Source organism: Streptomyces sp. NPDC111516 (genome assembly GCF_055635345.1).
Genome location: NZ_JBVKBV010000001.1, coordinates 384125 through 405197 on the forward strand (window position 1 = coordinate 384125; position 21073 = coordinate 405197).

Genomic DNA, 21073 nt, shown 5'->3' on the forward strand with positions numbered 1-21073 from the left:
ACCCGGCCGAGCGTACGGGTCAGATGCGGGTGACCGACGAGACGGGCATCATGCCGACGGGGTCGTAGCGCACCGGGGCGCCCGGGTACGGGGCGTGGATGACCTGGCCGTTGCCGACGTACATGGCGATGTGGCCGGCGTTCGCGCGGTAGGCGACCAGGTCGCCGGGGCGGGCCTCGGCGAGCGGCACCAGGTGTCCCGCGTACCGCTGGGCCTGCGAGGTGCGCGGCAGGCCGACCCCGGCCTGGGCGTACGCCCACTGCATCAGCCCGGAACAGTCGAACCCGGCGGGCCCGTTGGCCCCCCAGATGTACGGGCGGCCCAGTGCCTGGCGGGCCGCCGCCACCGCGGCGGCCGCCCGTACGGAGCCCGCCGGGAGATCGGCCGTCGCCGGGAACACGTCGTAGCGGCCGGAGCGCGAGGCCCGCTCGAGGTCCGCCCGGCCGACGGCGGGCAGCGCGTCCAGCGCCTGCTTGGCCTGGGCGAGCTTGCGCTCGACGGTCTGTTTGTGGCGGGTGGCGGCCGCCCGGTTGCGCTCCAGCTCGGCCAGCGCCCGGGCGGCCTCCGCGCGGGTCTGCGCGAGTCCGCGCTGCGTCTGCTGGAGTTCCCGCACCTCGGCGCTCCGACGCTCGGTCAGGCGGTCCAGAGTGGCCGCCCGGTCGAGGTAGGTGTCCGGGTCGGAGGAGAGCAGCAGGGCGAGCGAGGGGTCCAGGCCGCCCGAACGGTACTGCGCGCCCACCACCGAACCGAGCTCCGTACGCAGCCGGTTGAGGTGTTCCTGGCCGCGGGCCGCCCGGTCCCGGGCCCGGTTCACCTCGCCGCGCAGCCGGCCGGCGTTCTCGTAGGCCGCGTTGTACTGCTCGATGGCCCGCTCGGCCTCGCCGTACAGCCGGTCGACCCGGGCCTTGGCGTTCTGGGACGTGTCCTGCGGGTCGGCGTTCGCCGTGGCGGCCCCGAGAGTGGCGGCCGCGGTGGCGGCCGCGGCCGACAGAACAGTGATCCGGGCACCCCTGTTGAGTCCGGGCTGTGTGGAACGACGATGGGACACCACAGGACGTCGTACTCCCTTCCGCTGTACGCAGATGTGCGCAGCCCCTGCCGCCCGGGGCGGGCGGACCGACGACCGGGAGCTGCACAGCAGGCAGACAGTAGTCGGACGGTTACGGAGCAGCCAAAGGCCGCGTCGCGCGGCAGGGCGGCGGAAACGACGACGCCCCGCCGGTGACCTGTGGTCTCCGGCGGGGCGGACGGTCTGCGCGGGCGTGGGAATTCGCCCGTTCGGGCGCCGTCAGCCGACGCGCACGCCGAACTGGAAGCTGCCGATGGTGTTCATCGACTCGTAGCGGACGACCGTGCCCGGGTACGGGGCGTGCAGGACGGTGTTGTTGCCCGCGTAGAGGCCCACGTGCTCGGTGTTGTTGAAGAAGACCAGGTCGCCCGGCTTCAGTGCGCCGCGCCCGATATGGGCGCCGTCGTTGACCTGGGTGTACGTGACCCGGGAGATGTTGACGCCGGCCTGGGCGTAGGCCCACTGCGTCAGCCCGGAGCAGTCGAAGGCTCCGGGGCCGGTACCGCCACGCTGGTACGGCTTGCCCACCTGGGCGGCGGCGGCGTTCAGGGCGGCGGCACCCCAGGCGGAGGCGGGGACCTCCTTGCCCAGCTCGACCCGGTCGCCGGCGGCGCGGCTGGCACGCTGCTCGTCCTCGCGCATCTTCGCGCGCTCGGCCTCGGTCATCGAGTTGAGCAGGCGCTGCGCCTCGGCAAGCTTGTCCTGGAGCTTCTTCTTCTTCGCGCCGAGCGTCTTGCGTACGTCCGCGAGGTCACCGAGCTTGTCCTGGGCCTCCTTGCGCTCCTGCGCGAGGACCCGCTGCTTCTCCTGGATCTTCCCCAGGGTCTCGGTCTGCTTGGCCGTCAACTGGTCGAGGGCCGAGGCCTCGTCGAGGAAGGTGTCCGGGTTGGACGAGAGGAAGAGCTGCACCGACGGGTCGATGCCACCGGATCGGTACTGCGCGGTGGCGAGCGAACCGAGGCCGCTGCGGAGCGCGTTGATCTCCTGCTGGCCGCGGGCCACCTTGTCCTGCAGCGCGCTGACTTCCTTCTCCAGCTTCTGCTGCTTCTCCTTGGCGCCGTAGTACTGCTCGTTGGCCGCGCCGGCCTCGTGGTTGAGCTTCTCGACCTTCGCCTTGACCTCGCTCTTGGAGGGCTTGGGGTCGGCGTGGGCTGCCTGGGAGGTCAGAGCGACGGCTGCGGCGGCGGTCGCGGTGAGCACGGTCACACGGGCGCGGCTCGGCTGCTTGGGACGACGGTGGGACGCCACGAAGGCGAGCTCCTTCTTCCTCCAGCCGCCTACCGGGCTGTGGGGGACATGAATCCCCGGCTCCGTGCACGTCACGGACTCGGCGGTGCCTTCGCCGTCACCCCGGATGGGTGATCAACCGTGCGAAGGTTCGATGCCCGACCCTAGTGACCAACTTGTGATCAGTTCAAATCCTCGCAAGAAAAATCTCGTCACAGGAGGTACTTCTTTACCCACACCACACGGGGTGTAGCGGCGACTTGACGGTCCGTTCCCCGATTTCCACCGAGTTCCATCGAGTTCCGACAAGCATCACTAGACGCGCGAAAGGCGTTTCAGGAGCAAGACGGACGCAACGGGCCTGGCGCCCGCCTTCGCCACTCCGTCGGCGACTTCACGGTCGGTGGAGACCACGACGACCGGTCGGCCCGGCGGTTCGGCGCGCGCCAGCTGGCGGATGAGCTCATCGGCGGTCACACCGGGCTTGCTGAACAGCACCCGGACCCCGCGCGGCGGTGCGAGCAGTACCGGGGCGGCCAGTTCGGCGCCGTCGAAGACACAGGTCATCTCCGCGCCGGTCTGCGCCGCGAGCACCGCGAGACCACCCAGCAGCCGCAACCGCTGCTTCTCCAGCGGCAGCTGCGGATAGCCGGTCTTGGTGACGTTGTAGCCGTCCACGATCAGATGCGCCTGCGGCAGCGCGAGCAACTGGTCGAGCAGGGCCGGATCGGTCTCCGAAAGCGCCCTGGCCGCAATGTCCTTGGGCGACATCCTGCCGGGCTCGACCGCGTCGACACCGTCCGCGGGGCGGATCGAGGAGGGCGGCAGGGCCAGTTCGCGACGGAGCCCGCCGGCCGCGTCGAGCACCGTGTCCAGCAGCAGCCGCAGCCGCATGTCCTCGACCGAACGGCCCTCCCGGGCCGCTCTGCGACCTGCCTCGACGGCCGCCTCGGCCTCACCGAGCCGCGCCTTGAGCCGACGGGTCTCGCTCTCGGCCGCGGAGACCTGGGCGGCCGCCTCGGACCGCGCGGCGTCGGCCTCGGCCCGGCTGCGGCGCAGTGCGGCCTCGCCGCGCTTGACCTCGTTGACGGCACTGCGCAGTTTGCGCTGGAGGGAATCGGCCTCCTTGCGGGCCGCGTCCAGCTCGCCGCGGAGCCGTTCGGTCCCGCTCTTCGTCTGGGAGCGGGCGTGCGCGAGTTCCTCGCGCAGCCGTTCCAGTTCGCGGCGGCTCTCCTCGTCGGCGCGCTCGGCATCGGCCCGCTGGACCTCCTCGCCGGCGGCGGCGACCAGCTTCACCCAGCCGGCCCGGCGCAGCACATAGGCGGCGGCGGCCACATCGACGGGGTCGGCGGCGGCAGGCGGCGAACCGGCCTCCAGCGCCGCGGTCAGCTCCGGCTGCCGCTCCTTGAGCAGTTCACCGATCCGCTGACGGAACAGCGCGTCGCCCTCCAGGGCGGCCGCCATCGCGTTCCCGGCGAACTTGGCGCGCCGGGTCGGGGTGAAGCGGACGTACTGTCTCAGCTGGGCCGGGAGTTCGGTGACCGTCAGGCCGCCGAACGCGTCCGAGACCAGTGCGACGACCCGTCGCCGTACAGCTTCGGGCAGCGGGCGGTCGAGCGCCTCTGCGGCGTCGCCGGCCGCCTCGGCCGGCTCTGCGCCGCCAGCGGGCTGCTCCACCATCCGTCACCCCAAATTGTCTGTACGCGCGCCTCCGTCAGGAGTCGGCACCCGGCCTGGCCACCAGTTCGATCTGATCCACCGCGTTGCACCAACGGCAGCGCACCGACTCGATGGTCTCACTGACCACCTCGCGCTCCTCGACGGTGGACTCCCCGGCCAGGTCGAGATGGACGTACTCGACGACCTTGGAGGAGCGCGTCACGTCGAAGCGCGTGAGATTTCCGCAGAGCGTGCAACGCCAGCGGGTCCCGTCGGTCGGCTGGGGGACCGTCGTCATCGTGCGTCCTCTTTCGTCGAGCCTCGTGCTGCCTGCTTCAAGGATCTCGCGGTGCGCCGTCGAACTGCGGATGTCCTGCCGTAACCCTACGGCCTCGGTGCGTCCCCCAGACACGGCGAGGCGGTCTGCCCCGTTCCCTCCGCTTGCGTCATGCTCTGTTCATGATCGATCGGCGTGCCGCGGCCGGCAGACTGACCAGTGGGCTTCTACGGACGGTCACCTCGGGCGGACCATCGGTGACACATGCCCTGATCGCCCTGTGCTGTCTGATCTTCCTGATCAGTCCGCTCTCGGGCTTCAACTCGTCCTACGGCACCGCCGACGCCCTGCTCGCCGCCCAGGCCGGGTACTTCGAACGCTGGGGTGTGATCCCGAGCGAGCTGTGGGACGGTTCCGCACGCGCCCTGCTCACCCCGCTCACCGCGCTCTTCGTGCACGGCAGCTGGCTGCACCTGCTCGGCAACATGCTCTTCCTGTACGTGTTCGGGGCGATGACCGAGGAGCGCATGGGCCGTGTCGAGTTCACCTACTTCTACGTCGCCTGCGGCTATCTCGCCCTGGTCGCCTACGCCGCCGCGCACGCCACGTCCGACCAGACGCTCGTCGGGGCGTCGGGGGCGATCTCGGCGGTGCTCGGGGCGTTCCTCTATCTGTTCCCCAGGGCCCGGGTCACCAGCCTGTTCCCGTTCCTCTTCTTCCTGCCGCTGCGCTTCCCCGCCTGGATCGTGCTGATCTTCTGGTTCGCCCTGCAGTGGCTGGCGGTCCGGAGCGCGGGCAGCGGGGGGCCCGGCGTGGCTTATCTGGCCCATGTGGTCGGCTTCGCCCTCGGCTTTCTCTACGCCTGGGGGCGTTACCGGCGTACGGATAGAGTGAAGACTCCAGCCAGGGCCACCGAGGGAGAAAGCCAGCCGTGATCACCGCGATCGTGCTCATCAAAACCAGCGTGGACCGGATTCCCGAGATCGCCGAAGCCATCGCCGCACTGGACAGCGTCAGCGAAGTCTTCTCGGTCACCGGTACGTACGACCTGATCGCCATGGTCCGGGTGGCCAAGCACGACGATCTGGCGGACGTCATCCCCGGCCGGATCAGCAAGATCCCCGGCGTCGAGGCCACCGACACGCATGTGGCCTTCCGTACGTACTCGCAGCATGACCTGGAGGCCGCCTTCGCCATCGGCCTCGACGCGTAGGTACGCCCCCGACCAAGGCGTGACACTTCGGCGGGGGACGGGCTCGGACGCCCGTCCCCCGCCGAAGTGTTACGCGGCCGTCAGAGCTGCGCCGTACCCCGGTCCGGGACGCAGCGGCCGTCCTCCGTGCGGTACTTCCACCGGGCGCCCTCGCTCACCAGCTCCTTGACCGCGCGGACGAAGCGCTCGATGTGTTCGTCCGGCGTACCGGCCCCGAAGCTCACCCGGATCGCGTTCAGAGACCGCTCGCCCGGCTCCGCCTCCGGTGCGCCGCACTCGCCGGCCTCCTGCGGGTCGCTGCCCAGCAGGGTGCGGACCAGCGGGTGTGCGCAGAACAGTCCGTCGCGGACCCCGATGCCGTACTCGGCAGAGAGCGCGGCGGCGAAGTGCGAGCTGTTCCAGCCCTCCACCACGAAGGAGATGACGCCGACCCTCGGGGCGTCGTCGCCGAACAGCGAGAGCACCTTGACCTCGGGGACCTCGGCGAGACCGGTCCGGACCGCGGTGACGAGGTGCTGCTCCCGGGCGACCAGGTTGTCGAAGCCGGCCTCGGTGAGCGCCTTGCAGGCGGAGGCGATGGAGTACACGCCGACGACATTGGGGGAACCGGCCTCGTGGCGGGCGGCGGTGGTGTGCCACTCGACGTCCACACCGCCGTCGCCGCGCCGGGCGACCTTGCGCGAGGCGCCGCCGCCGGCCAGGTACGGCTCGGCGTCCCGCAGCCAGTCGGCCCGGCCCGCGAGCACACCCGAGCCGAACGGCGCGTACAGCTTGTGCCCGGAGAAGGCGACCCAGTCGACGTCCAGCTCGGCGATGTCGACGGGGTGGTGCGGGGCGAGCTGCGCGGCGTCCAGCACGATCCGGGCACCGTGCGCGTGCGCGGCGGCTGCCAGCTCCTTCACCGGCCACAGCTCACCGGTGACGTTGGAGGCACCGGTGACGCAGACCAGCGCCGGGCCGTAGGGTTCACGGTCGGCGAGCGCCCGCTCCAGCGTCTCGACGGCCTGGGCCGGGGTGCGCGGGGCGTTGAGGTAGGTCACCCGGGCGTCGCGCCACGGGAGCAGCGAGGCGTGGTGCTCGGTCTCGTACACGAAGACCTGGCAGTCGGCGGGGATGACGGCGGCCAGCAGGTTGAGGGAGTCGGTGGTCGACCGGGTGAAGATCACCTGGTCCTCCGCGCGGCACCCGAGGAACTCCGCGACCGTCGCGCGGCTGTTCTCGAAGAGGTCCGTGGAGAGCTGCGAGAGGTACCCGGCACCACGGTGGACGCTGCCGTAGTACGGGGCATACGCGGCGACGTCGTCCCAGACGCGCTGCAGGGCCGGGGCGCTGGCGGCGTAGTCGAGAGCGGCGTACGTGACCTCACCACCCGTGACGAGCGGAACCGTTACATCCTTGCCCAGAACCGGCAGGGGGGTACAAAGCGACTGGTCGGCGGCAGCGGTGAAGACAGACATGGCGAACTCCCGTAACAGGCAGGCGAATCGCGTGCGCCGGCGGATACGCGGCAGCGCAGCGAAAAGAGAAAAAGAGGGGTGCGGAGGAGGGCCGAGAGCCCTATCGCATTCGCTTGCTCACAAGAGACTCCCTAGGGACCAGGACCCCGGGGGTTGGCATTCACAGATGCCGAGGGGCCCGCGCTTGCCGCAGACCTCGCTGCCTACGGCCTGGTCTTCACCCGGGGCACCCCGCCACGGACGGAGGGTTGCCGGACAGCGGGCCGGGGCCGTAGTCGCTGTCACTCATGACCTGCGCAGCATCTTGCCATACGCGCGTCGACGCGCAAGGCGCGGTCCAGGATCCGGACCGCGCCCCACGTCACCTTCCCTCAGGTCGCCCGACAAGCTCTCAGGGCCTGTCGGGTGACCTTCGATCGGGGAGCGGACGCCGCGTGGTGCGTGCGATTCCAAGGCGCCGGAAGCGTGCGTGCCACGTCGTGGCCGCCCGATCAGAGGTCACCCGACAGGCTCTCAGGCGTTGCTGACCGCCACCCAGCGCTCCAGCGCCTGCCGGGCCGCCCCCGAGTCGATGGACTCGGCGGCCTTCTCGATCCCGGCGGCGATCTGCTCGTTCAGCGTGCCGTCCGTCGGGTCCAGGGCCACCAGCGCCGCCGCGGAGTTGAGCAGCACGGCCTCCCGTACGGGCCCGTGCTCGCCGGCCAGTACCCGGCGGGCCACATCCGCGTTGTACGAGGGGTCGCCACCGCGGAGCGCCTGTGGCGGCACCAGCTCCAGACCGACGTCGCGCGGGTCGAACGCCTCCTCGCGCACCGATCCGTCCCGGACCACCCAGACCCGCGAGGTCGCGGTCGTCGTCAGCTCGTCCAGGCCGTCGTCACCGCGGACGACCAGCGCGGAATTGCCTCGCTCGGCGAGGACACCGGCGACGATGGGCGCCATCCGCAGGTCGGCGACGCCGATGGCCTGCGAGCGCACCTTCGCCGGGTTGGTGAGCGGCCCCAGGATGTTGAACGTCGTCGGGGCGCCGAGCTCCTTGCGGGCCCTGGCCACGTAGCGCAGAGCCGGGTGGAACTTCACCGCGAAGCAGAGGGTGATGCCCGCTTCCTCGGCGACCTCGACGACCCGCTCCGCGCTGAGCTCCAGGTTGACGCCGAGCTTCTCCAGCACGTCGGAGGAACCGCTCGCCGACGAGGATGCGCGATTGCCGTGCTTGACGACCTTGGCACCGGTACCCGCGATGACGATCGCCGACATCGTGGAGATGTTGACCGTCTTGGCGAGGTCGCCGCCGGTGCCGACGATGTCGACCGTACGACCGGGTACGTGGATGGTGTTGGCGTGCTCGTACATCGCCCGCACCAGGCCGGACACCTCGTCGACCGTCTCGCCCTTGGCACGCAGCGCCACCGCGAAACCGGCGATCTGCACGTCGCTCGCCTCACCGCTCATGATGCGGTCCATCGCCCACGCGGTGTCGTCCGCGGTCAGGTTCTCGCCGCGCAGCAGCGGGTTCAGCAGGCCGGGCCAGGAACGGTCCGCCACGCTGTCGCCGCCGACCGGGGTCACAACGTTCATGGTCCGCTCCTGGGGTCCACAGCCGATAAAAGGGGTCACCCCCACCCTATCGAGGGCCGGGGACAGCGAAGAGCCCCGTCCATCGGATGGACGGGGCTCCTGCTGTGGCGATCAGTTCAGGCGATCAGTGGTGACCGTGGCCGCTGGTGATCTCCTTGTACTCCTCGACGGTGGGCTTGGCGATCTGGTTGTTCTCGCCGTAGTAGCCCTTGCTGAGCCTGGCCCGCAGCTTCTGCAGGGCGGACACCTTGCGCTCGACACCGTTCTTGTCGACCGTCGGGCCGATCTCGGCCGGCTCGTACTGCTCGTGCGCGGTGAGTGTGTGCAGCTGCTCGGGGCCGAGCGGCTCGTGGATCTCGACGAACTCACCGTGCGGCAGGCGCTTGATCAAGCCGGACTCGCGCCCGTGCAGCACCTTCTCCTTGTCGCGGCGCTGGAGGCCGAGGCAGATCCGCCGGGTGGCGATGAACGCGAGGACCGGTCCCACGAAGATGAAGATCCGGACGAACCAGGAGATGGCGTTCAGCGACAGGTGGAAGTGCGTGGCCCACAGGTCGTTGCCACCGCCGACGAAGACGATGAAGTACTCGGTGATCCAGGCGACGCCGAAGGCCGTCCGGGTCGGGGCGTTGCGCGGGCGGTCCAGGATGTGGTGCTCGCGCTTGTCCCCGGTGACCCAGGACTCGATGAACGGGTAGACCGCGATGATCGCGAGAACCAGTCCGAAGGCCATCAGCGGGATGAACACACCCAGGACGAGCGTGTGACCCCAGAGGTTGATCTCCCAGCCAGGCATCACTCGGATCAGACCCTCGGCGAAGCCCATGTACCAGTCGGGCTGGGCGCCGGTGGACACCTGGTCCGGGCGGTACGGGCCGATGGCCCAGATCGGGTTGATCGAGGCGATCGCCGCAATGATGGCGACGATGCCGAAGACCAGGAAGAAGAAGCCACCGGCCTTCGCCATGTACACCGGCAGCAGCGGCATGCCGACCACGTTCTTGTTGGTGCGGCCGGGACCCGCGAACTGCGTGTGCTTGTGGTAGAAGACCAGGATCAGGTGCGCCACCAGCAGGCCGAGCATGATGCCCGGCAGCAGCAGGATGTGGATCGAGTAGAACCGGGCGACGAAGTCGTGGCCGGGGAACTCTCCGCCGAACAGGAACATCGAGATGTACGTGCCGACGATCGGCATCGACAGGATCGCGCCCTGGGTGAAGCGGACACCCGTACCGGACAGCAGGTCGTCCGGGAGCGAGTAGCCGGTGAAGCCGGTGAACATACCCAGCACGAACAGCAGGAAGCCGAACAGCCAGTTGATCTCACGCGGCTTGCGGAAGGCACCCGTGAAGAACACGCGCATCATGTGCACGAACATGCCGGCCAGGAAGATCAGCGCGGCCCAGTGGTGGATCTGGCGAACCAGCAGACCACCGCGGACGTCGAAGCTGATGTCCAGTGTCGAGGCATAGGCCTCGGACATCTTGATGCCCTGCATCGGCTCGTACGAGCCGTGGTACACGACCTCGTTCATGCTCGGGTGGAAGAACAGCGTCAGATACACACCCGTGAGGATGATGATGATGAAGCTGTAGAGGGCGATCTCACCGAGCATGAAGGACCAGTGGTCCGGGAAGATCTTGCGCATGTTGGCCTTGGCCAGGGAGTAGATCCCGAGCCGGCCGTCCGCCCAGTCGGCCACCCGCTCGCCGGCGGGCGCCTTGCGATTGCCCGGTGCGGAAGCACCGGGTGTGTTCGTGGTCGCAGTACTCATCCGCGCTCCCAGAATGCAGGACCGACGGGCTCTTCGAAGTCACCGAGCGCCTCGAGGTTGCCCTCGCTGTTCACACCGATCCGCAGCTGCGGAAGGGCGTGACCGGCCGGACCGAAGATGACGCGGGCGCCGTCGGAGAGGTCGAAGGTGGACTGGTGGCACGGGCAGAGCACGTGGTGCGTCTGCTGCTCGTACAGGCTGATCGGGCAGCCGACGTGGGTGCAGATCTTGGAGAAGGCCACGATGCCCTCGTGGGCCCACTCGCGCTCGCGCTTGTCCTTGATGTTCTTCGGCTCGATGCGGATGATCATCAGCGCGGCCTTGGCGATCTGGTTCTGGAAGTCCTCCGCCTCCTCCGTCAGCCCCTCGGGCATGGCGAAGGTCAGCGAACCGACCGAGACGTCCTCGGGACGCAGCGGCAGCATCGTGTTCATGTTGATGAGCTGCTTGCCCTTGCCCCACAGGGTGTTGCGGAGCTTCTTCTCCGGCAGCGGACCGAGGTCGCGCAGCAGCATGACACCGGAGAGCGGCACCAGGGCCAGCGCGCCGAACATGGTGTTGCGGATCAGCTTGCGCCGACCGATCGCGGACTCCTGGGCACCTGCCGCGAAGTCGGCGAGGACCTTGGCCTTGACCTCGGGCTCGGCCTCGATGGCGTGCCGGTCGTCGGCGACCTCCACGTCGGACATCAGGGTGCGCGCCCAGTGGACGGCACCTGCGCCGATCGCGAAGAGGGCCACGCCCAGGGTCAGGCCCAGGGAGAAGTTGAGCGCGCTCACATGGCCGAAGGGCCAGATGAACACGATCTTGTCGACCGGGAAGATGACGTACGAGGCGATGAAGCCGACCGTCGCCACCATGGACAGCGTGAACATGAGCGCGACGGTGCGCTCGGAGCGCTTCGCGGCACGTTCGTCGATGTCCTGGATGCGCGGCTTGTGGGCCGGCAGCCCCGGGTCGGCGAACGGGTCGTCCGCGACCTTTACCGCGCCGTGCGCGTGGTCCTGCTCAGCGGGCAGGTTCTCGTCTGGAATCTCTTGGCTACTCATGACTTCTTGGCCTTAGCGGTGTGGGCCGCGACCCAAATGGCAAGTGCGATCAGGGCGCCGAGCCCGAAGATCCAGGCGAACAAGCCTTCGCTGACCGGCCCCAGGCCACCCAGCGTGAGTCCGCCCGGGTTCTCGGTCTGGGCGCTGTTCACGGTCTGGACGTACGCGATGATGTCCCGCTTCTGCTGCTCGGGCATCGTCGTGTCCGGGAAGGACGGCATGCTCTGCGGGCCGGTCTGCATGGCCTCGTAGAGGTGCTTCGGGTCCACGCCTTCGAGGCTGGGCGCGTACTTGCCGTTCGTCAGCGCACCGCCCTGGCCGGTGAAGTTGTGGCACTGCGCACAGTTGGTACGGAACAGTTCGCCACCCTTGGCGATGTCCGCGCCGGCAGGGTCGACCTGGCTCTTGGTCGGAACGATCGGACCGGCGCCGAGCGACGCGACGTATGCCGCGAGCTGGTCGATCTCGGCCTGGCTGTAGATGACCTTCTTCTTCGGTACCTGGGCACCCGGCTGCTGCGCCGGCATGCGGCCCGTACCGACCTGGAAGTCCACGGCGGCGGAGCCCACGCCCACCAGGCTCGGCCCGTCGGTGGTGCCCTGACCGCCGATTCCGTGGCAGCTGGCGCAACCGACGGAGTACAGCTTCTTGCCCTCGTCGATGGCGAGGGACTGGGCGGTGTCGTCGGCCTGCGCCTTACTCGCGGGCGCAAACGCGGCGTACAGCCCCCCAGTAGCCGCCAGCGCGAGGAGTAGTACGACGACCGCCGCCAACGGATGGCGTCGTCGTGCGGAGAGCTTTTTCACGGATTACCCCGGTGTCAGGATCTTCTGCGTCGATGCTGGATGTGGTTCGGGTTCGAGCCCGGTTACTTGATCATGTAGATCGTGGCGAAGAGGCCGATCCACACGACATCGACGAAGTGCCAGTAATAGGACACGACGATGGCAGCGGTGGCCTGTTCGTGGGTGAACCTCTTGGCTGCGTATGTCCTGCCCAGAACGAGCAGGAAGGCGATGAGACCGCCTGTCACGTGCAGCCCGTGGAAGCCGGTCGTCAGGTAGAACACCGAGCCGTACGGGTCGGAGGACAGCGAGAGGCCGTCCTTCTTCACCAGCTCGGTGTACTCGAAGACCTGGCCTCCGATGAAGATCGCACCCATCACGAAAGTGATCACGAACCAGGTACGGAGCTTCTTCACGTCGCCCCGCTCCGCGGCGAAGACGCCGAGCTGGCAGGTGAGTGAGGAGAGCACCAGGATCGTGGTGTTCGTCGCCGAGAACGGGAAGTTCAGGGCCGAAGCCATTTCCTTCCAGTGATCCGGTCCCGTCACCGATCGCAGGGTGAAGTACATCGCGAAGAGGGCCGCGAAGAACATCAGCTCGGAACTCAACCAGATGATGGTTCCGACGCTGGTGAGGTTCGGTCGATTGACCGACGGGTGCGCGTGCCCGGTTTCTACTGTCGTTGCTGTCGCCACGCTCGACATTATGTCGGTCCCTTATCCCGCCCTCACCCCGGGGGGTGCTGTTCGGTGTGTCAACAGGGTGTGCCCTCCCCGAATGGCCCATGAATCCGCTGTCCCGGGCGGTGCTGACAGCCCATCGGGCGGAGTACGATCCGCGCATCGGTTCATGCCGGCAAGCCCCGAAGACACGGATGTCACGGAGGAACAATGCAGCCGACCGCCACGGTCCTGGTCTACAGCGACGACGCCAACACCCGTGAGCAGGTGAGGCTGGCAGCCGGGCGCAGGCCCGCGGCCGATGTGCCACCGGTGGAGTTCCTGGAGTGCGCCACCATGCCCGCCGTCCTGGAGGCACTGGACAACGGCGGCATCGATGTCTGCGTCCTGGACGGCGAGGCGGCGCCCGCGGGCGGCATGGGCGTCTGCCGGCAGATCAAGGACGAGATCTTCCACTGCCCGCCCGTACTGCTGCTGATCGGGCGCCCGCAGGACGCCTGGCTGGCCACCTGGAGCCGTGCGGACGCCGCGGTGACCCTGCCGGTCGAACCGGTCGGGTTCGCGGACGCCCTGGCCGCTCTGCTGCGCAGCAGGGACTGCGTGGACGCCTGAGGCCTGCCGCGGTTCTGCCTGGAGCCTGTCGGGTGACCTTCGATCGACCCGACAGGCTCTGAGGGGCAGCGCACTCCCCGGGCCGGTCAGACCTCGGGGCGCAGTCGCGCCGCCTGGATCGTTTCCGTGCGGTCCGGCGCGTCGTTCTTCTGCAGGGCGCTGCCCTTCTGCCATTTCGCCCAGGACAGGTTCCAGTCGCCGAAGCCGTTGTCGAACGGCGTCATCGTCTCGCCCTGGCTGCCGACGACCTGGACGATGTCGCCCGTGTGCACGGTGTTGAAGAACCACTGGGCCAGGCTGGTGCTCATGCCCGTACAGCCGTGGCTGACGTTGGCGTACCCCTGCGATCCCGTGGACCAGGGGGCCGCGTGCACGTACTCGCCGCTCCAGGTGACGCGGGTCGCGTAGTAGACCATCAGGTCGTACCCGTCGGACGAGTCCGACGAGATGCCGATCGTCTCGCCGCGCATGCGTACGGCGTACTCCTTGCTCAGCACGACCTTGACACCGTTTCTGGTGGCGAAGCCGGGCTTCCCGGTGGTCACCGGAATGGTGTTGATCACCTTCCCGTTGCGCTTGACCGTCATCGTGTGCGCCGCGGCGTTCGTGATGGCCTCGATGCGGTCGCCCGTGGTGAGCTTCAGCGCCTTCGCAGGCGCTCCGTAGAGGTTGTCGCCGACCTTGAGACCGGTCAGGCCGCTGGTGACGTCGATGGTGGCTCCGGCGGGCCAGTAGTCCTTGGGACGGTAGTGCAGGGTCTTGTCGTCGACCCAGTACCAGGAACCGGTCACGGCGGGCTTGGAGCGGACCCGCAGGGCGCGCTCCACGGTGACTCTGGACGCCTTGTCCTTGACCGGAGTGCTGAGTTGCGCCGTGATGGGCTGTCCTACGCCGTAGGTGCCGGCCTGAGGGCCGAACGCGACCTTCAGGAGCTTCTTGGCCCGGGCGGAGGCGGTCTCGAACGAGAGCGTACGGGCGCCCGGGGCGCCGTCGCCGTCCTCCAAGCTGACCTGGACGGTGTAGCGGGTGCCGACGGCGAGCGGGGAGGTGGAGTGCCAGCGCCTCCCGTCGGCGTCCAGTTCGCCCGCCAGATGGCGTCCGGCCGAGTCCGTGGCCGTCACGTCCGTGATCCGGCTGTCGTCGTCCTCGACGTTGACCTCGAGCGGCTTGTCGGGGTCGGCCTTCTCGTCGCCCGCGGGGACGTTGGCGGAGATCTCGTCCGTCGCGTCGTACGGTTTCGCCGCGAGCGGGTGGCCGTCGGACCCCCCACAGGCGGTCACACCTGCGACCAGGGTCACGACCAGCAGAGTGCTGCTGACTACGGGGTGGAAGCGCGGCGTGTTGCTCATGAACACACGTTACGAAGATTCATCCCAATCAGCGCGCAATGTGACTGCAAACGGGGGGCCCGTACTTCTTTTGGTGGAGAAGTACGGGCCCCCCGTCAGGTGGAGCGGTGACGCTGGGTCACTGGGTGCGGTTCTCACCGCGGTAGTACTCGAAGACCCAGCCGAACAGGCCGACCAGGACCATCGGGACCGCGTAGTAGAGCAGCCACCAGCCGAAGACGATGCCCAGGAAGGCGAGGGCACCGCCGAAGGCCAGCGCGAGCGGCTGCCAGCTGTGCGGGGAGAAGAACCCCACCTCGCCGGCCTCGTCCGCGACATCGGCTTCCTTGTTGTCCTGAGCCATGGCGTCGACCCGCTTCGCCGTGAAGGCCAGGTAGAAGCCGATCATGACGCTCAGGCCGAAGGCCAGGACGAGCGCGGTGGTACCGGCCGGCTCCTTCGACCACACGCCGTACGTGACGGCCATGGCGAGCATGAAGACGCTCAGCCAGAGGAACATCTTGCCCTGGATATTCACTTACCGGCCTCCTTGCCACCAGCGAGGGCCTTCTCACCCTCGGGGTGGGGCTCCAGCAGTTCGAGCGCCGCGATCTCCGGGTGATGCAGGTCGAACGCCGGGGACTCGGAACGGATCCGCGGCAGGGTGAGGAAGTTGTGCCGCGGCGGCGGGCAGGAGGTCGCCCACTCCAGGGAACGGCCGTAGCCCCAGGGGTCGTCGACCTCGACCTTCTTGCCGTACTTGGCGGTCTTCCACACGTTGTAGAAGAACGGCAGCATCGACAGGCCGAGCAGGAACGAGGAGATCGTCGAGATCGTGTTCAGCGCGGTGAAGCCGTCGGCGGCGAGGTAGTCCGCGTAACGACGCGGCATGCCCTCGGCACCGAGCCAGTGCTGCACCAGGAACGTGCCGTGGAAGCCCACGAACAGCGTCCAGAACGTGATCTTGCCGAGCCGCTCGTCCAGCATCTTGCCGGTGAACTTCGGCCACCAGAAGTGGAATCCGGAGAACATCGCGAAGACCACGGTGCCGAAGACGACGTAGTGGAAGTGCGCGACGACGAAGTACGAGTCGGAGACGTGGAAGTCCAGCGGGGGCGACGCCAGGATCACGCCGGTCAGACCACCGAAGGTGAAGGTGATCAGGAAGCCGATGGCCCAGAGCATCGGTGTCTCGAAGGACAACGACCCCTTCCACATCGTGCCGATCCAGTTGAAGAACTTCACACCGGTCGGTACCGCGATGAGGAATGTCATGAACGAGAAGAACGGCAACAGCACACCGCCGGTGACGTACATGTGGTGCGCCCACACGGTCACGGAAAGGCCTGCGATCGCGATCGTCGCGCTGATCAGGCCGATGTAGCCGAACATCGGCTTGCGGCTGAACACCGGAATCACTTCGGAAATGATTCCGAAGAATGGCAGGGCGATGATGTACACCTCTGGATGGCCGAAGAACCAGAAGAGGTGTTGCCAGAGCAATGCGCCGCCATTGGCCGCGTCGAATACATGCGCACCGAATTTACGGTCCGCCTCCAGCGCGAAGAGCGCGGCGGCGAGGACCGGGAAGGCCAGCAGGACCAGCACACCGGTCAGCAGGACGTTCCAGACGAAGATCGGCATGCGGAACATCGTCATGCCGGGGGCGCGCATGCAGATGATCGTGGTGATGAAGTTGACCGAGCCGAGGATCGTGCCGAAGCCGGAGAAGGCCAGACCCATGATCCACATGTCGGCGCCGATGCCCGGCGAACGGACCGTGTCCGAGAGCGGGGAGTAGGCGAACCAGCCGAAGTCGGCCGCACCCTGCGGGGTGAGGAAGCCGGCCACCGCGATGATCGAGCCGAAGAGGTACAGCCAGTACGCGAACATGTTCAGCCGCGGGAACGCCACATCGGGCGCGCCGATCTGCAGCGGCATGATCCAGTTCGCGAATCCGGCGAACAGCGGCGTCGCGAACATCAGCAGCATGATCGTGCCGTGCATCGTGAACGCCTGGTTGAACTGCTCGTTCGACATGATCTGCGTGCCGGGACGGGCCAGTTCGGCGCGCATGAAGAGCGCCATCAGACCGCCGATGCAGAAGAACGCGAACGACGTGACCAGGTACATCGTGCCGATCGTCTTGTGGTCAGTGGTGGTCAGCCACTTGACGACGACGTTTCCCGGCTGTGTGCGCCGGACCGGCAGCTCGTCCTCGTACGAGTCGTCTGCTGCCGCGGCACCCTGAGGTTCGTTGAGGATGCTCACAGTTTGTTCGTCTCCGCATTCCTGGCCGGGTCAGTCTGCTCGATGCCGGCCGGCACGTAGCCCGTCTGGCCCTTCTTCGCCAGCTCCTTGAGGTGCGCCTGGTAGCGCTCCGGGGAGACGACCTTGACGTTGAAGAGCATCCGGGAGTGGTCGACGCCGCAGAGCTCGGCGCACTTGCCCTTGAAGGTGCCCTCCATGTTGGGGGTCACCTCGAAGGCGTTGGTGTGGCCCGGAATGACGTCCTGCTTCATGAGGAACGGCACCACCCAGAAGGAGTGGATGACGTCACGCGAAGTCAGAACGAAGCGGACCTTCTCGCCCTTCGGCAGCCACAGGGTCGGACCCGGGTTGCCGTTCTGCGGATTCCTCGTTCCCGGAATGCCGTAGTCGTAGACGCCCCCAGCACCCTTGGGGAAGTCCTTCCGGAACCTGTCCGGGATGGCGTCCAGTTCCTTGGGGATCTTATTGCCCGTGGAGGGCGAGCCCTCCACGTTCTCGATGTAGTTGAATCCCCAGCTCCACTGGTAGCCGACCACGTTGATGGTGTGGGCCGGCTTCGGGGAGAGCTCGAGGAGCTTGGATTCATCGCGCGCGGTGAAGTAGAACAACACCGAGACGATGATCAGAGGGACCACGGTGTACAGCGCCTCGATGGGCATGTTGTACCTGGTCTGCGGGGGAACCTGCACCTTGGTGCGGCTGCGCCTGTGGAAGATGATCATCCACAGGATCAGGCCCCAGACCAGCACACCCGTGGCGAGCGCTGCCGCCCACGAGCCCTGCCAGAGGGAAAGGATCCTTGGTGCCTCTTCCGTTACCGGCGTAGGCATACCAAGGCGGGGGAAATCCTTGTATGTGCAACCGGTTGCGGTCGCCAGGATCAGGCCCGCAGTCAGCACCTGCGGCAGCTTCCGCCGCATCGGGCGCCGCGACGAGCGGTCGGAGCCGTTGGGACTCACGTAGCGCCTTCCCGAGAGTCTCGCCCGCGCGGTCGGCGCGGCCGTGTCTCTGGTCGGTCGCCGCCCTGACGCGGGCAGGGGTTTGGATGTTTATGCGGACCAAACCCTACTGGACGCTATTTGGGGTCGCGCGGGGAGGGTGCCCAACGCGCCGTCCGACTCCCCGAAGGGGTGGAATACCGGCCTCCCGCCGTCATCTGACGCCCCCTCTCCCAGGGCCTGCCGTCCGGATCGGGCCTGATCCGGACGGCAGGCCCTGGCCGCGCGGACGGCCCGTCCCCGGGTCCGGGCCCCGCGGGGGCTAGCGTGGCGGCGTGCCCTACTTCGACGCCGCCTCCTCCGCTCCCCTGCACCCCGTCGCCCGTCAGGCGCTGCTTGCCGCGCTGGACGAGGGGTGGGCCGACCCGGCCAGGCTCTATCGCGAGGGGCGGCGGGCCCGCCTCTTGCTGGACGCGGCCCGGGAGGCCGCCGCGGAGGCCGTCGGGTGCCGTCCGGACGAGCTCACGTTCACTCCTTCGGGCACGTGGGCGGTGCACTCCGGAATTTCCGGAGCTCTCGCGGGGCGTCGGCGTGTCGGCCGCCATCTGGCCGTCTCCGCGGTCGAGCACTCGTCGGTACTCCATGCGGCGGCCGCCCATGAGGCGCAGGGCGGATCGGTCTCCGAGGTCGCGGTGGACCGGTCGGGGGCGGTGAGCGCGGCGGGGTACGCGGACGTGCTGCGCGAGGACACCGCGCTGGCCTGTCTGCAGTCCGCCAATCACGAGGTCGGCACCGAGCAGCCGGTGGCCGAGGTGGCGGAGGTCTGCAGGGCGGCAGGGGTGCCGCTGCTGGTGGATGCCGCGCAGTCGCTGGGCTGGGGGCCGGTGCCGGACGGCTGGTCGCTGCTGGCGGCAAGCGCGCACAAGTGGGGCGGGCCCTCGGGGGTCGGGCTGCTCGCGGTGCGCAAGGGGGTGCGGTTCGCGGTTCAGGGACCGGCCGACGAACGGGAGTCGGGGCGGGCCGCGGGGTTCGAGAACCTTCCGGCGATCGTGGCCGCGGCGGCCTCGCTGCGGGCGGTGCGGGCGCAGGCGGCTGCCGAGTCCGCACGGCTTCGGGCCCTGGTGGACCGCATCAGGGCCCGGGTGCCCGAGCTGGTGCCGGATGTGGAGGTGGTCGGCGATCCGGTGCGGCGGCTGCCGCATCTGGTGACCTTCTCCTGTCTCTATGTCGACGGGGAGACACTCCTCCATGAGCTGGACCGGGCGGAATTCTCCGTGTCGTCCGGCTCCTCCTGCACCAGCAGCACGCTGATTCCGAGCCATGTGCTCAAGGCGATGGGGGTGCTGTCGGAAGGGAACGTCCGGGTGTCGCTGCCGGCCGGCACGGCGGACGAGGACGTCGACCGCTTCCTGGACGTGCTGCCCCGGGTGGTGGCGGAGGTACGGGAGAGGCTGGGCGCGCCCGTCTCGGCCGCACCCTCCCCCGCCACGGCCGCGTCCCTGGTGGTCGATGCCCTCGGGAAGCGGTGCCCGATCCCGGTGATCGAGCTCGCAAAAGTGATCGGGGAGGTGCCGCCGGGCGGGACGGTGACCGTGCTCTCCGACGACGAGGCGGCCCGCCTGGACATTCCGGCCTGGTGCGCGATGCGTGAGCAGGAGTACGTGGGCGAGGAGCCGGCGGACCGTGGCTCGGCCTATGTGGTCCGCCGGCTGACCTGAGGTGCCACGGGATCAGCCCAGGTGCGCCCGGACCTCGGCTGCGGCGTCGTGACCGTACGCCTTGGTGAAGCGGTCCATGAAGTGGGTGCGGCGCAGGGTGTACTCCTGGGTGCCGACGGTCTCGATGACCAGCGTGGCGAGCATGCAGCCGACCTGGGCGGCGCGCTCCAGGCCGACGCCCCAGGCGAGACCGGAGAGGAAACCGGCGCGGAAGGCGTCGCCGACACCGGTCGGGTCGGCCTTGATCTCCTCCTCCGGGCAGCCGACCTCGATCGTCTCCTGGCCGGCCCGTTCGATCCGGACACCGCGGGCGCCGAGCGTGGTGACCCGGTGGCCGACCTTGGCCAGGATCTCCTCGTCGGTCCAGCCGGTCTTGGACTCGATGAGCCCCTTCTCGTACTCGTTGGAGAAGAGGTACATGGCGCCGTCGAGGAGGATCCGGATCTCGTCGCCGTCCATCCGGGCGATCTGCTGCGAGAAGTCCGCGGCGAACGGGATGCCCCGGGTCCGGCACTCCTCGGTGTGGCGGAGCATCCCCTCGGGGTCGTCGGCGCCGATCGAGACAAGGTCGAGGCCGCCGACCCGGTCGGCGACGGCCTTCAGCTCGATGAGGCGGGCCTCGCTCATCGCACCCGTGTAGAAGGAGCCGATCTGGTTGTGGTCCGCGTCCGTCGTGCAGACGAAGCGGGCGGTGTGCAGGACCTCGGAGATCCGGACCGAACCCGTGTCGACGCCGTGGCGGTCGAGCCAGGCGCGGTACTCGTCGAAGTCGGCGCCCGCGGCACCGACCAGGATCGGGCTGGTGCCCAGCAGGCCCATGCCGAAGCAGATATTGGCAGCGACACCGCCCCTGCGCACGTCGAGGTTGTCGACCAGGAAGGAGAGCGAGACCGTGTGCAGCTGATCCGCGACCAGTTGGTCGGCGAAACGGCCGGGGAAGGTCATGAGGTGATCGGTGGCGATGGAGCCGGTGACTGCGATTCGCACGGGGAGACTGCTCCTGCGGAGATCGGAGGGAACGGGTGACTGCGTTCCCTGGGCGGCGTGACAGTTCACGCTACCTCTCCCCGCACCCACCCCGAAGGGGTGAAAACTACCCGATAGTAGGTCTTTCTTCCCGGGGCGCGTGATGCCTACGGTGCGGTTATGTCGAACCACATCGCTACGCGCGAGTCCGAGATGAGCCTGGCCGAGCTGCGCGGTGACTGCGCGCGGATGGCTCCGCACTGGGTGGTCCCCACGAAGTCCGCCCCCGCCCGGGTCGCGCCGTCCCTGATCCACGGCGTGACCGTGCCGGCCGCCTCCGCCCGGCTGATCGACGCCATGTCCGATTACGGCGACTGAGAACGGCACCGATTCACCTCCGACGCCCCCTGAGGGAACCGGGCGCTCCTGTGCCCCGTCCCACCGTTGTCCCCGACCCCGTGGGACGGACGGC

At 68.6% G+C, this 21073-nt stretch carries 20 protein-coding genes and 1 riboswitch; of the genes, 5 read left to right on the top strand and 15 right to left on the bottom strand.

Going from position 1 to position 21073, the window contains the following annotated elements:
• Positions 1-19 precede the first annotated feature (19 nt).
• The 4 genes from ACZ7L9_RS01795 to ACZ7L9_RS01810 all read right to left on the bottom strand — a co-directional run bounded on the left by ACZ7L9_RS01795 (position 20) and on the right by ACZ7L9_RS01810 (position 4253).
• Positions 20-1051, bottom strand: a complete 1032-nt coding sequence (locus ACZ7L9_RS01795) for a C40 family peptidase (RefSeq protein WP_471411574.1) — start codon at positions 1049-1051, stop codon at positions 20-22.
• A gap of 237 nt (positions 1052-1288) precedes the next feature.
• Positions 1289-2317: a C40 family peptidase gene (locus ACZ7L9_RS01800; protein ID WP_471411576.1), complete on the bottom strand. Its 1029-nt coding sequence runs from the start codon at positions 2315-2317 to the stop codon at positions 1289-1291.
• A gap of 294 nt (positions 2318-2611) precedes the next feature.
• Complete coding sequence (locus ACZ7L9_RS01805) at positions 2612-3973, bottom strand: NYN domain-containing protein (protein ID WP_471411578.1); 1362 nt, start codon at positions 3971-3973, stop codon at positions 2612-2614.
• Between the two features lie 37 nt (positions 3974-4010).
• The gene (locus ACZ7L9_RS01810; protein WP_266745708.1) at positions 4011-4253 is read right to left on the bottom strand and encodes a hypothetical protein; all 243 of its coding nucleotides are present in this window, start codon (positions 4251-4253) and stop codon (positions 4011-4013) included.
• Positions 4254-4414: 161 nt separating this feature from the next.
• Here ACZ7L9_RS01810 and ACZ7L9_RS01815 point away from each other — a divergent pair, with 161 nt between their 5' ends.
• Positions 4415-5167 (top strand): rhomboid family intramembrane serine protease, encoded by a 753-nt coding sequence (locus ACZ7L9_RS01815; RefSeq protein WP_471411581.1) that lies wholly within the window; start codon positions 4415-4417, stop codon positions 5165-5167.
• Positions 5164-5445, top strand: a complete 282-nt coding sequence (locus ACZ7L9_RS01820) for an Lrp/AsnC family transcriptional regulator (protein WP_093543818.1) — start codon at positions 5164-5166, stop codon at positions 5443-5445. Before ACZ7L9_RS01815 ends, ACZ7L9_RS01820 begins: the two co-directional genes overlap by 4 nt.
• 80 nt (positions 5446-5525) lie before the next feature.
• On the opposite strand, the gene ACZ7L9_RS01825 is transcribed toward ACZ7L9_RS01820, so the two are convergent.
• The 6 genes from ACZ7L9_RS01825 to ctaE all read right to left on the bottom strand — a co-directional run bounded on the left by ACZ7L9_RS01825 (position 5526) and on the right by ctaE (position 12792).
• The gene (locus tag ACZ7L9_RS01825; RefSeq protein ID WP_471411584.1) at positions 5526-6902 is read right to left on the bottom strand and encodes an aminotransferase class V-fold PLP-dependent enzyme; all 1377 of its coding nucleotides are present in this window, start codon (positions 6900-6902) and stop codon (positions 5526-5528) included.
• A gap of 175 nt (positions 6903-7077) precedes the next feature.
• A riboswitch (SAM riboswitch) is annotated at positions 7078-7195 on the bottom strand.
• 220 nt (positions 7196-7415) lie between these two features.
• Positions 7416-8480, bottom strand: coding sequence for an anthranilate phosphoribosyltransferase (trpD, locus tag ACZ7L9_RS01830; RefSeq protein WP_471411586.1), 1065 nt, complete (start codon positions 8478-8480; stop codon positions 7416-7418).
• A gap of 124 nt (positions 8481-8604) precedes the next feature.
• Positions 8605-10254: a cytochrome bc1 complex cytochrome b subunit gene (gene qcrB, locus ACZ7L9_RS01835; protein ID WP_471411588.1), complete on the bottom strand. Its 1650-nt coding sequence runs from the start codon at positions 10252-10254 to the stop codon at positions 8605-8607.
• Positions 10251-11303 carry a cytochrome bc1 complex Rieske iron-sulfur subunit gene (qcrA, locus tag ACZ7L9_RS01840; RefSeq protein WP_471411589.1) on the bottom strand — a complete coding sequence of 351 codons (1053 nt, stop codon included), beginning with the start codon at positions 11301-11303 and terminating at the stop codon, positions 10251-10253. The genes qcrB and qcrA overlap by 4 nt, the downstream gene beginning before the upstream one ends.
• A complete protein-coding gene (gene qcrC, locus ACZ7L9_RS01845) occupies positions 11300-12109 on the bottom strand; it encodes a cytochrome bc1 complex diheme cytochrome c subunit (RefSeq protein WP_471411591.1) in 810 nt (269 codons plus the stop codon). The genes qcrA and qcrC overlap by 4 nt, the downstream gene beginning before the upstream one ends.
• Positions 12110-12171: 62 nt before the next feature.
• Positions 12172-12792: an aa3-type cytochrome oxidase subunit III gene (gene ctaE / locus ACZ7L9_RS01850; protein ID WP_471411592.1), complete on the bottom strand. Its 621-nt coding sequence runs from the start codon at positions 12790-12792 to the stop codon at positions 12172-12174.
• Between the two features lie 186 nt (positions 12793-12978).
• On the opposite strand from ctaE, the gene ACZ7L9_RS01855 reads away from it, so the two are divergent.
• A complete protein-coding gene (locus ACZ7L9_RS01855; protein ID WP_471411594.1) occupies positions 12979-13380 on the top strand; it encodes a hypothetical protein in 402 nt (133 codons plus the stop codon).
• An 86-nt stretch (positions 13381-13466) separates the two neighbouring features.
• Here ACZ7L9_RS01855 and ACZ7L9_RS01860 read toward each other — a convergent pair whose 3' ends face one another.
• The 4 genes from ACZ7L9_RS01860 to ctaC form a co-directional block, all read right to left on the bottom strand.
• Positions 13467-14729, bottom strand: coding sequence for a L,D-transpeptidase (locus ACZ7L9_RS01860; RefSeq protein WP_471411596.1), 1263 nt, complete (start codon positions 14727-14729; stop codon positions 13467-13469).
• A gap of 118 nt (positions 14730-14847) precedes the next feature.
• A complete protein-coding gene (locus ACZ7L9_RS01865; RefSeq protein WP_471411598.1) occupies positions 14848-15246 on the bottom strand; it encodes a cytochrome c oxidase subunit 4 in 399 nt (132 codons plus the stop codon).
• Entirely contained in the window at positions 15243-16979 is a 1737-nt protein-coding gene (gene ctaD, locus ACZ7L9_RS01870) for an aa3-type cytochrome oxidase subunit I (RefSeq protein ID WP_471411600.1), read from the bottom strand. Before ctaD ends, ACZ7L9_RS01865 begins: the two co-directional genes overlap by 4 nt.
• Positions 16976-17938 carry an aa3-type cytochrome oxidase subunit II gene (gene ctaC, locus ACZ7L9_RS01875; protein ID WP_471411602.1) on the bottom strand — a complete coding sequence of 321 codons (963 nt, stop codon included), beginning with the start codon at positions 17936-17938 and terminating at the stop codon, positions 16976-16978. Before ctaC ends, ctaD begins: the two co-directional genes overlap by 4 nt.
• 314 nt (positions 17939-18252) lie before the next feature.
• Between ctaC and ACZ7L9_RS01880 the strand changes: the two genes are divergently transcribed.
• Complete coding sequence (locus ACZ7L9_RS01880) at positions 18253-19635, top strand: aminotransferase class V-fold PLP-dependent enzyme (protein WP_471411604.1); 1383 nt, start codon at positions 18253-18255, stop codon at positions 19633-19635.
• A 12-nt stretch (positions 19636-19647) separates the two neighbouring features.
• On the opposite strand, the gene ACZ7L9_RS01885 is transcribed toward ACZ7L9_RS01880, so the two are convergent.
• Positions 19648-20622, bottom strand: a complete 975-nt coding sequence (locus tag ACZ7L9_RS01885; RefSeq protein ID WP_471411606.1) for a carbohydrate kinase family protein — start codon at positions 20620-20622, stop codon at positions 19648-19650.
• Between the two features lie 159 nt (positions 20623-20781).
• On the opposite strand from ACZ7L9_RS01885, the gene ACZ7L9_RS01890 reads away from it, so the two are divergent.
• Entirely contained in the window at positions 20782-20979 is a 198-nt protein-coding gene (locus ACZ7L9_RS01890; protein WP_471411608.1) for a hypothetical protein, read from the top strand.
• The last annotated feature ends 94 nt before the right edge of the window (positions 20980-21073 follow it).

Coding starts and splice junctions, on each gene's coding strand:
- ACZ7L9_RS01855 (WP_471411594.1), top strand. CDS start 12,979: ATGCAGCCGACCGCCACGGTCCTGGTCTACAGCGACGACGCCAACACC.
- ACZ7L9_RS01890 (WP_471411608.1), top strand. CDS start 20,782: ATGTCGAACCACATCGCTACGCGCGAGTCCGAGATGAGCCTGGCCGAG.
- qcrB (WP_471411588.1), bottom strand. CDS start 10,254: ATGAGTACTGCGACCACGAACACACCCGGTGCTTCCGCACCGGGCAAT.
- qcrA (WP_471411589.1), bottom strand. CDS start 11,303: ATGAGTAGCCAAGAGATTCCAGACGAGAACCTGCCCGCTGAGCAGGAC.
- ctaE (WP_471411592.1), bottom strand. CDS start 12,792: ATGTCGAGCGTGGCGACAGCAACGACAGTAGAAACCGGGCACGCGCAC.
- trpD (WP_471411586.1), bottom strand. CDS start 8,480: ATGAACGTTGTGACCCCGGTCGGCGGCGACAGCGTGGCGGACCGTTCC.
- ACZ7L9_RS01810 (WP_266745708.1), bottom strand. CDS start 4,253: ATGACGACGGTCCCCCAGCCGACCGACGGGACCCGCTGGCGTTGCACG.
- ACZ7L9_RS01815 (WP_471411581.1), top strand. CDS start 4,415: ATGATCGATCGGCGTGCCGCGGCCGGCAGACTGACCAGTGGGCTTCTA.
- ACZ7L9_RS01825 (WP_471411584.1), bottom strand. CDS start 6,902: ATGTCTGTCTTCACCGCTGCCGCCGACCAGTCGCTTTGTACCCCCCTG.
- ACZ7L9_RS01860 (WP_471411596.1), bottom strand. CDS start 14,729: ATGAGCAACACGCCGCGCTTCCACCCCGTAGTCAGCAGCACTCTGCTG.